This is a genomic window from Celeribacter litoreus, from assembly GCF_020165855.1.
GTDB lineage: Bacteria > Pseudomonadota > Alphaproteobacteria > Rhodobacterales > Rhodobacteraceae > Celeribacter > Celeribacter litoreus.
Window position 1 is genome coordinate 1 of record NZ_JAIUFY010000003.1, and the last position, 9,385, is coordinate 9,385.

At 57.8% G+C, this 9,385-nt stretch carries 9 protein-coding genes and 2 pseudogenes; 1 reads left to right on the plus strand and 10 read right to left on the minus strand.

The window, feature by feature from the left end; translation table 11 throughout:
• Positions 1–187: hypothetical protein (locus tag LA304_RS01695; RefSeq protein WP_224501394.1), on the plus strand; the 187-nt coding region annotated here is incomplete at its 5' end.
• 1,050 nt (positions 188–1,237) lie between these two features.
• Here the strand turns inward: LA304_RS01695 and LA304_RS01700 are convergent.
• The 10 genes and pseudogenes from LA304_RS01700 to LA304_RS01740 all read right to left on the minus strand — a co-directional run bounded on the left by LA304_RS01700 (position 1,238) and on the right by LA304_RS01740 (position 8,961).
• Positions 1,238–1,900: a hypothetical protein gene (locus tag LA304_RS01700; RefSeq protein WP_224501395.1), complete on the minus strand. Its 663-nt coding sequence runs from the start codon at positions 1,898–1,900 to the stop codon at positions 1,238–1,240.
• A 173-nt stretch (positions 1,901–2,073) separates the two neighbouring features.
• Positions 2,074–2,481, minus strand: a complete 408-nt coding sequence (locus LA304_RS01705) for a tyrosine-type recombinase/integrase (RefSeq protein ID WP_396022168.1) — start codon at positions 2,479–2,481, stop codon at positions 2,074–2,076.
• Positions 2,482–2,544: 63 nt separating this feature from the next.
• A pseudogene (locus LA304_RS17920) lies at positions 2,545–2,712 on the minus strand (phage integrase central domain-containing protein); the annotation flags it as partial.
• Positions 2,713–2,727: 15 nt separating this feature from the next.
• Positions 2,728–3,071, minus strand: a pseudogene (locus LA304_RS01710) (Arm DNA-binding domain-containing protein).
• A gap of 364 nt (positions 3,072–3,435) precedes the next feature.
• A complete protein-coding gene (locus tag LA304_RS01715) occupies positions 3,436–4,671 on the minus strand; it encodes a metal-dependent hydrolase family protein (RefSeq protein ID WP_224501398.1) in 1,236 nt (411 codons plus the stop codon).
• 19 nt (positions 4,672–4,690) lie between these two features.
• Positions 4,691–5,173: a GAF domain-containing protein gene (locus tag LA304_RS01720; RefSeq protein WP_224501399.1), complete on the minus strand. Its 483-nt coding sequence runs from the start codon at positions 5,171–5,173 to the stop codon at positions 4,691–4,693.
• Between the two features lie 4 nt (positions 5,174–5,177).
• A complete protein-coding gene (locus tag LA304_RS01725) occupies positions 5,178–6,488 on the minus strand; it encodes a TRAP transporter large permease (protein ID WP_224501400.1) in 1,311 nt (436 codons plus the stop codon).
• Between the two features lie 24 nt (positions 6,489–6,512).
• Positions 6,513–7,037, minus strand: a complete 525-nt coding sequence (locus tag LA304_RS01730; RefSeq protein ID WP_224501401.1) for a TRAP transporter small permease subunit — start codon at positions 7,035–7,037, stop codon at positions 6,513–6,515.
• A 65-nt stretch (positions 7,038–7,102) separates the two neighbouring features.
• The gene (locus LA304_RS01735; protein WP_224501402.1) at positions 7,103–8,080 is read right to left on the minus strand and encodes a TRAP transporter substrate-binding protein; all 978 of its coding nucleotides are present in this window, start codon (positions 8,078–8,080) and stop codon (positions 7,103–7,105) included.
• Positions 8,081–8,343: 263 nt separating this feature from the next.
• A complete protein-coding gene (locus LA304_RS01740; protein ID WP_224501403.1) occupies positions 8,344–8,961 on the minus strand; it encodes a TetR/AcrR family transcriptional regulator in 618 nt (205 codons plus the stop codon).
• Between the last annotated feature and the right edge of the window lie 424 nt (positions 8,962–9,385).

Here is a 9,385-nt window from a genome sequence, read left to right on the forward strand (position 1 = left end):
CCTCCCGTCCGTTGGAAGAATTGAATCAGCATCTCACACGCCAATCAAGCGCGCGTTTTTCAACGGAATACGCCCATTTCGCTTAAATTTCGCTACCTGCCATCTGTCGACTTTCGATCCAGACGCAGCCAAGGTTCGTAGCCAAGGCGATCTTGCTTTACCTACCAGCCTATTTGCTATTTGGTGAAGCCCTGAGCTTCGGGCATAGGACGACTAGCCCCAGTAAAAACTGAGGTAGTCCCTATGCCCTTACGAATGTTACTTGCTCTTCGGAGCCAGCCCCTCGCAACGGGCCCGAACGGTCATACGTCTCTGCCGTACAGTTAGCCGCTACTTTTGACACAATAGACGTTGCGCCAGAGATCAGGCTTCGGCCTTTCGGACTGCCCTTGGAATGCGATCTCGCCCCACGGTATGCCATATTGCCTTTGCGCCGCCGTCATACAACCGACCACAAAAACAACCCTCTCACTACGTAGAAAGGGTCACGAATTCTTTTGTTCGGAGATTGACTGCCGCCCACAGATTTTGGGCAGGCCGTTCAAGGCTTCGGACGTGGTGCCCGTTCCTTTGCGCCAGCTGGCGATTAGTGCGTCTCGGGAGAGGAAATAGCCGACAGCAACCCACCGCACTCCAGCCGCCCTCTCCGAGCGCCTCCGGCGTTGCAAAATCCATTGGATGCCATCGCGACAGGTGATCACGCGCCGATCGCCTTCCCGCGCAATTACGCCATGGTAATTTTCGTCTGTCTCTTGATGCGATTTGTCGCGGGATGGAACTTCTGCTATTCGGGAAGTAAGCGCTGGTATATCAAACGCGCTTTCCCGCCCCATGCCAACTTTACCACAGCGGGCCGGAGCTTTCTCGTTCTGATACATGGCACCGCCCTCAAGCCTGAGAAGCAATGAGCCGTTCAATGTCCCGAACGCGCCACCTTTTCATCCCGCAGACCGCAATAGGGGCAGGAAAGGTTCCGAGTTTCGCATTGCGCCAGATAGTCGAAACCCCGACTCCCGTGATCTCCGACACCTCTTTGACAGACAGAAGTTTTCGAGTGAGGCTCTTAGTTTGTGTTTCCGTGATTTGCGTCATGTCGCACCTTTTGAACATTAGAAAAGTGCGAGAACTATTGAGCCGAACCTGTAATCCAACGAAGCAAAGTTGAAAAAGAGATCACCCGATTTTCGCGTTTACGATCCAACACAGAGAAACTGCGAAAGCATTATCGAGAACAGCGTCAATCCTCGGGCCATTCGAGGTCAGACAGGAGTTGGCGGGGTTTTATCCAGCCAAAATCACCGTCTCCTTTTTTCAAGACAGCACGGATCGTCTCTGGTGAAAGGACAGCGGCGTCACACTCCGAGAGTATCGGATGCTTGTTAAGCTCTTCAGACAATCGGTGGGAGTACTTTGTTACTCGATAAGCCTCGCCAAACCCATCAACCCAATCTGCATCTTCACTAGCCCAATAAAATATCTGACAAATGAGAACGTCTCGCGCCAAGTGGTCGCCAGACGGCCCACGCGTAGGCGGCGCATCTTGGGTCAAAATCTTTCTAAAAAACTTCCAATTCTCCGGGCTAAGCTCTTCAGGATGCCTGTATTCACAAGCGAAATTATGAAATATATCTGACACTTGAAGGCGTGCCGCTTGGAAAATTCGGGGGTCTTTCATGGCGAGAGCAGCAAGTTTTTCATCATGCCAGACCTCAAACCCATCCGGCCACCCATCCAAGTCAATCTCAGCAATGTCTCTACCTTTTTGGCGACAGACCCAAGCCAGAACATCTATCAACAATCCGAGGCGCCAGCGGTCCCGATCCAATCCGTCCTCGAATTCTTCCAACTCGAGCTTGTCCCAAAACTCTTCCCAATTCTCTTCGTCACTTTGTCCACTCATAATCTTACGAGCTCCACAACTTCACCGACCTGTTGGGTGACGAAACGCCCCCAAGCGTCCATCACACTCTTCCTACGCTCAAACAGGTCGCTCCGCGCATAGGCTTGTTCGACCTTTTTGCCGACGGAGTGTGCCAATGCAGCCTCGGCCACTTCACGATCCGCATGTGCGCTCTAGCTGCACCAATCCCTGAAAGACGACCTAAACCCGTGTACGGTAAATCCCTCGCGTCCCATTCGATCCTGGAGACGTTTGAAAACCGCGTCGGACATTTGGCGCGCTGGGCTTCTCGGGCCGCGCTGGGCACTCGGAAAGATCAATTCTTCATCTAGGCCCCGAACCTGCTCCAGCACGTCCAGAGCGCCCGCACAGAGCGGCACACGGTGCGCCACACCCGCCTTCATCCGTTCAGCGGGTATCTCCCACACATCGCCCTTAATCTCGCTCCAGCGCGCGCCACGCGCTTCGCTCGACCGGACGCAGGTCAGGATGAGGAAAGAAAGGCACCGTGCGGAAACGCCCTCACGCTCTCCGAGATCGGCAAAGAAGGACGGGACGTCGCCCCATGGCAACGCGGGCATATGCTCCGCCCGCTTCTTCACAGGCGGCAAAACACGGTCCACGCCATTGACCGGGTTCTCGTTGGCGTAATGCCCTTTCCCTTTCGCCCAATCAAAGATCACGGACATGCGCTGCTTCACTCGTCGTGCGGTGTCGTTCTTCGAGGCCCAAATCGGCGGGAGAACGATCAGAACGTCCGCTGTTCCAAGCGTCTGGATTTGACGATCTCCGATGAAGGGGAAGGCATAGGCTTCGAGAGAAGAGAGTCAACGCTTTCCATGACCCGCGTTCTTCCAAGTCGGCTCCAGCTCCTTGAGCTTGGCGCGGGCAGCGTCCTCGAAGGTCAAAACGCGAGCCTTGTCACGAATTGCCTTCGGATCTCCACCGGATCGCGCGACTTTCCGAAGCTCATGTGCCTCTTCCCGCGCCTCAGCGAGAGAAACCAGTGAGGCCGACCCAAGACCTAAATCTTGTCGGCGACCGTGAACCATTGTCGAAGCACCCATGACTTCGCACCTCCGGCTCCGACCCTCAGATAGAGCCCCTGCCCGTCGCCATACATTCCAGGCTCATCAATCTTGGCGACAGACTTAACGGTTAGGCGCGGCATATGGTGAAAACTCCAAATCTCTTCCCATCATCTTTCCCACACTTTGGACCGAAAAAACGTGGATTCCGATGAGAAGAGACGATAACATGAATTCACTAAATACCAATAATTATTAGACATTTAGAAATAATTCGAGAAATTCCGAGAAAGGGGTACGGTAGCCTCCTCCGCTACCATATCCCCTCAGCAAGACACTGAATTTATGGCCGCCCTTTTGTGGTGGAGCCACTGCCAATGCGGGTTCGTATGCGGCTGATTTCCAGCATAAGAAAGCTCCGCACCCGCGAAGGTGCAGAGCGATTTCGAAGATCGTGTGCGCGATTAATGAACGCCCGTGCGGACTTCGCGCAGGGGCGTTTTTCGTTTAGAGGCTTGCTGCTTTCTTAATCGCGCGACCGCCTTGCATGATGAGCGGCATATGCGCGCCCTGCCCTGTGAGCAGGTCGAGATTGTCGAGCGGGTTCCCGTCCACAGCAATGATATCGGCATAGGCGCCCGGAGCGATGACACCGACTTCGCCTTCCATGCGAAGCACTTTCGCCGCATCCACAGTTGCCGAACGGATAACGGCATCTGCGGGGATATAGCGACCGCGCAACGGGAATTCGCCCGACTGTTCGCTCTGCATCCCACCGAGCAGGTCGGAGCCATAGCCCATCGTGACACCCGCTTCGTGGAGTTTCACCACACGTTCCAGCCCTGCCTCGCGCACGTCGGCAACTTTGGCGACGGACTCCGGCGGCAAACCGAATTCTGCGCCTTTGCGGGCGAGCAGGTCGTAGGTGATGTTGGTCGGAACGACAAAGGCCCCCTCTCGCGCGACGCGTTGAATGGTGTCGTCGCCGATCAGGTTGCCGTGCTCGATGCAGGTGATCCCGCAATCAAGCGCGCGGACAATCGCCTTGTCGTCATAGAGGTGTGCGGAGACATAGGTGCCAAATCCGTTCGCGATCTCCACCAGAGCCGTCAGTTCCTCGACCGAGAACACGAGGTAGCCAATCGGGTCGGACGGAGAGGAGACGCCGCCATCGGCCATGACCTTGAGGAACTGGGCGCCGCCTTTGAGTTCTTCGCGCGCAGCGCGCATCAGTTCGGGCTTGCCGTCACAAATCCGGCCAAGCGTCCCGAGCGTCTGAGCATACCACGACACATCGCGGTTATCATAAGGGCCGCGGTAGTCCGTATGCCCGCCGGTTTGCGACAGCGCCTTGCCACAGATCACCAGACGCGGAGCGGTGAAATGCCCCTCCTCGACCGCGAGTTGGAGACCGCGATCCGCCCCACCCAAATCGCGCACGGTCGTAAAGCCGCGCATGATCATGTCCCGCATCAGCGTCGACGCGCGCGCCGCCACCAGAGACGACGGAAGCGACGCATTGAGGCCGAGGTTTGCGGTCGATGCGATGGTGTGCACGTGGCAGTCGATCAGACCGGGCATGACCGTCAGACCCTCGAGATCGAGCACTTCCTCGGCGTCAAAGGACACTTCCGGCGCGACTTCACGAATGCGATCATTCTCGATGGCGATCTGCATCGGCTCGGTAGGCTCGGTGGAGGTGCCGTCGACGATGCGGGCGTTCTTGATCAGGAGGGTGGTCATCGTGGTCTTCCTTTCGGGTTTAGATCAGCGCGGGCGCAAGCGTCTGCGCGATCAAGGTCATGTCGACCATGTCTTCGGGGGAATAGGCGTCGCGTTCGGCGTTGAGCGACAGAACACCGACACAACGGCCTGCCCATCTCACGGGCGCACAGGCGCAGGCCTCGCAACCTTTCGAGAGGATCAATTCGGCATCAGGAAAGGCCCAGAGCACGTCTTCGCGCGAGTTCCCAAGCCAGCTCTGACCGCCATCGAGAACGATCTTGCCCCACTCGGTCAGGCCCATGGGTTTCAGCGCTCCGGTCGGATAGTCCGCCTCTGAGCTGTGCATTCGCATGACGTTTCCGGTGCCGGGCAAGTTCTTGAGAACGGTCAGAAAGCGGAAACCGAACCGTGCTTCACAGGCATCTTGGACAGCCCGAAACAGGGTGTGCGGTTGGTTGAGCTGGGACTGGGCGCGCAGGAGTGGCGCCAGATAGTCAGCAGACGTGGCGAGAGAAGTCATTGTCTTATCCATAGAAGAAGTTCGGGAGCCATAGGGCGATCTCGGGGAAGACAGCCAGCAGAGCGACACCGATGAGCATCAGCACGAAGAACGGCGCAGCGGCGCGGGCAACGTAGCCGATGGACCGGCCGGAGATGCCCTGCAAGACGAAGAGGTTGAAGCCAACGGGCGGGGTCACCTGCGCCATCTCGACCATGAGCACGAGGTAGACGCCAAACCAGATCGGATCGAAACCAGCCTGCAACGCGAGCGGCAGAGAGATCGGAAGGCTCATCACCACGATAGACGTGCCGTCGAGGAAGAAGCCGAGGCCGAGGTAGAACAGCGAGAGCACGACCAAGAGGCCCCAAGGCGGCAGGTTGAGCGATGCGATGCCGTCCGCAACATCCGCAGGGATATGGAGATAGCCGATGGCCGTGGACATAAACGCGGCGGTGATCAGGATGGAGCACACCATCGTCGAGGTCCGCAGTGCGCCCATGAGTGTGTCGCGCAGCAGGTTGAGAGACAGTTGGCGCGTGACAGCGGCGATGACGATGGCAGCGATCACACCGACGGCGGCGGCCTCGGACGGGGTGGCGATGCCGGTGTAGATCGACCCGAGCACGATGGTCATCAGAACGATCAGCGGCATGAGATCCCAGATCGCCCGCACAAAATCCATCGCGCTCCGCGTTTCGCGCGTCGTCGGGACGAGCGCCGGATTCATCTTGGTGCGGATCATGATGTAGCTGGAATAGAGCGCGGTGATCATCAGGCCCGGCAGAACACCGGCGGCAAAGAGGCGCGAAATCGATTGCTCGGCAAGGATGCCGTAGACGATCATCACGATGGATGGCGGAATCAGCAGGCCGAGGCTACCAGCACCGGCAAGCGAGCCGAGCGAGAGGCGGTCGTCATAGCCGCGCGCACCCAGTTCGCGTGTGGTGATCCGCCCGACGGTCGCGGTGGTTGCGGGCGAGGAACCGGAGACAGCGGCGAAAAGGGTGCAGCCCAAGACGTTGGTGTGCAGCAGTCGTCCGGGAATATAATCCACAAACGGCGACAGCCCACGGAAGAGGCGCGTCGAGATATCGGTGCGGAAGATGATCTCCCCCATCCAGATGAACATCGGGATCGCGGAGAGCTCCCAGCTCGTGGAATAGCGGTAGATGATGCCGGCGGCGATGGAGCCGATCCGCGACAGGTCCATGCCATTCAGGAAGAACAGCGCAGCCGTGGCGACGAGCGCCAGCGAGATAAAGACCCAAACGCCGAGACCGAGGAATACAAGAAGAAAGGCCAGCGTCGCGGCCGCGGTGAGGAGCGTGTCCATGTGAGTTCTCCGATGATGCGCGGGTTATTCGACGGGCGTCGCGAGAGGTGTGTCGGGGGCGGGCGACGGATGCCCGGTGATATGACGCAACCCATGAGACAGCGCAGCCAATGAGAAGAGCGCCAGTCCGACCATGATTGCGCCTTCGGGAATCCAGGTCGGCACAGCGGCCACAGAAGAAGACACCGTTCCACGCGACCAAGCGCGCGCAACGCGGATCCAGAACATCCATGTGAGGCCCGCAGACATGGCACAAGCGGTGAGCGCCGCTGCGGCCGTCATCAAATGCTGCGCACGAAGCGGCAGACGGTCGAGCACAAGGCCCACGCGGATCAGATCGCCATGTTCGAGCACGTAGCCCAAAGACCAGATTACACAGATACCGATGCCGTATCCGACGAACTCATCGAGGACGAAGGTGGACGTGGCGAAAAAGCTCCGCAGGATGATCTCATAGGCGATATGGCCGACCATATAGACCAGCGCACATGCGGCAACGACAGCCGCCAGTCGCGAGATGGCAAAAACGCCTGAGTAGAAACGGGTCATGCGAAGCTCCTGAAAAATAAATGCGCGGGCAGCAGGGAGGACCGCCCGCGCAAGTTGGGGAAGAGTTAGCGGTTCGCGTAGGCTTCCATGATGGATTGCGCACGTTCACCCGTGGCTTCAATCCATTGATCAATGAACGGCTGCGCCGCAGCGGTCAGCGCCGCAGAGAAGTCTGCCGGGATTTCTTCGGTCACAGTCATGCCGTTGGCGCGCATCGTGTCGAAATCCTTCGCGGTCGCATCCGCGAGAAGGCCCCAGCCGAAGTCTTCAGCCTCTGCGGCTGCTTGTGCGACTGCTGCCTGCTGCTCTTCGCTCAGGTCTTCCCAAGCGTCGAGGTTGAGGTGGATCGCCTGCAGGGAGGAGGCGTAGTTCACATTGGTGAAGTTGGACTGCAGTTCCCACATCTGGACGCCCACACCACCGTTCGGAGAGGTCAGAACAGCGTCGATTGCGTTCGTCGACAGCTGTGCCGGAACGTCGGCCCAGGAAATCTGGATCGGGAAGGCGCCAGCGTTCTTCATCGTCTCGGTGGAGGCGACATCGTAGGTGCGCACTTTCACGCCCTCGAGATCAGCGGTGGAGGTGAACGCCTCGTTGCCCCAAAGACCGGAGGACGGCCACGGCGTCGCGAGGAGCAGCATCTGGTTGTTGCCTTCGAGCACTTTTTCATATTCGGGCTTCGCGAGGTCGTAGAGGTCATGCACATCGTCAGCCGTCGGAGCGAGGAACGGCAGCGACGACAGTTGGAAGATCGGATCGATACCGGTCCAGAACACGAACGCAGAGGACGCTGCCTGAAGCGCGCCGTCACCAACCGCGTCGAAGTTATCGACGCTCTTGTAGCCGAGCGCAGCACCGTGGTGCACAGTCACTTCAATTTCGCCACCGGTTTTCTCTGCCACGGCTGCTGCGAAGAAGTCAGCAGTCTGCCCTTGGAGGGAGCCAGCCGGATATTCGCTCGACAGATCCCAGTTGGTCGCGAAGGCCGGAGCTGCGACGAGGCCGAAGCCTGCGATGGTGCCAAGGAGCGTTTTCATGGTCATTTTGTATTCCCTGTTATGGCCCGTGTGTTCGGGCGGTCTCTGCAACCCGTTCGCGGGCCATATGACAACTTGCGAACAGGACTGTCCGCATCATACGGTCAGCACTGTTCGTAAATCAACAACTCGTGTTTCGAAAACCCTCTTTGACGCCCGAAAAAGGTAAAAAACCTCAGAGAGATCAAATTAAGCCATTGAAATGTTGAATTTATACATCAGCCCAATTTATAGGCATTGATGTCTGTAAGTTCGGATTTCAGCAGAAATCACGCTTTCTGTGCGATCCGTTTCCACAGGTCGATGAGCTTGTTCGCGGTTTCGGGATCGGAATCAAAGCTCTGGTGCATCGCGATTCCGCGGAGCACAGACAGGTGCAACTGGACCCTCAATTCGGCCTCGGCGTCATCGACATTTCCGCCCACAAGACGAACGGTAATCCGGTCGCGTTTGCGGATCCACGACACGAGAATATCGCGCAACGCATGCCCGAGGTCGTTGTCTTGGCGCGCAGCGAGCATCAGTTCCATCGCAGCGATATAGCGACCGTCCGCAAAAATATTCTGCCAGAGTGCGTCGATCAGCTCATCGACTTTGAGCTGCGTTTTGTCAGGGTCGAGGCTAAAAGGATAGCCGTCGCGCCATCCCTCGACCAATCGCTCGAATGCCGCGACGAGCATATCGTTGCGGGTCGGGAATTGGTGGGTGAGCGCCCCCCGCGACACATTTGCCTTCTGCGCGATCAGAGTCGTTGAGATTTGCTCATAGCCAACCTCAACAAGCGCCTTGAGCGTCGCTTCGCAGACCTTATTCCGCGTTTCCTGCGAACGCTCGGCCTGCGTACGTCTCGGCTTTCCAGATGTGGGCGATTTGGGGTCGGCGTTCATGCTCTGATCAACGATAATGAGGTTACGAACAGCACTACCTGTTTTTGAGCAAGATGCCAACGATTACTCTCGACGACATGAGAATTGCGCAACGAGCGCACGAAGAAAAGGCATGCGCCTCCGAGGTTCAAAGCCAGAACGCACCGCGTTTTTAAATGCATCGATGTTAGGAAATATCTCCAGCCCTCAGACCTAGAGCACGACGGAACGAGCAAACGCCGCACCCTAGGTCTTCGAACCGTTTCAGCGAGCCGTATGGGGTGCCTCTATCGCTCCCCGCAGAGAACCATCGTGAAGCCAATGGTTCATAGAAGCCGAGACCTCGAAGGTCTCGACCAATTCCTCTCACAGGCCGATCAGCACGGCCTGCCCGTCGATTTTGACGGGGAAAGTTTGGGTTTTTCCTTCGTCGGCGCCTTGAGCG

Excerpts from the sequence above, each read along its gene's own strand:
- LA304_RS01700 (WP_224501395.1), bottom strand. The coding sequence starts at position 1,900 with ATGAGTGGACAAAGTGACGAAGAGAATTGGGAAGAGTTTTGGGACAAG.
- LA304_RS01705 (WP_396022168.1), bottom strand. The coding sequence starts at position 2,481 with ATGCCCGCGTTGCCATGGGGCGACGTCCCGTCCTTCTTTGCCGATCTC.
- LA304_RS01715 (WP_224501398.1), bottom strand. The coding sequence starts at position 4,671 with ATGACCACCCTCCTGATCAAGAACGCCCGCATCGTCGACGGCACCTCC.
- LA304_RS01720 (WP_224501399.1), bottom strand. The coding sequence starts at position 5,173 with ATGACTTCTCTCGCCACGTCTGCTGACTATCTGGCGCCACTCCTGCGC.
- LA304_RS01725 (WP_224501400.1), bottom strand. The coding sequence starts at position 6,488 with ATGGACACGCTCCTCACCGCGGCCGCGACGCTGGCCTTTCTTCTTGTA.
- LA304_RS01730 (WP_224501401.1), bottom strand. The coding sequence starts at position 7,037 with ATGACCCGTTTCTACTCAGGCGTTTTTGCCATCTCGCGACTGGCGGCT.
- LA304_RS01735 (WP_224501402.1), bottom strand. The coding sequence starts at position 8,080 with ATGACCATGAAAACGCTCCTTGGCACCATCGCAGGCTTCGGCCTCGTC.
- LA304_RS01740 (WP_224501403.1), bottom strand. The coding sequence starts at position 8,961 with ATGAACGCCGACCCCAAATCGCCCACATCTGGAAAGCCGAGACGTACG.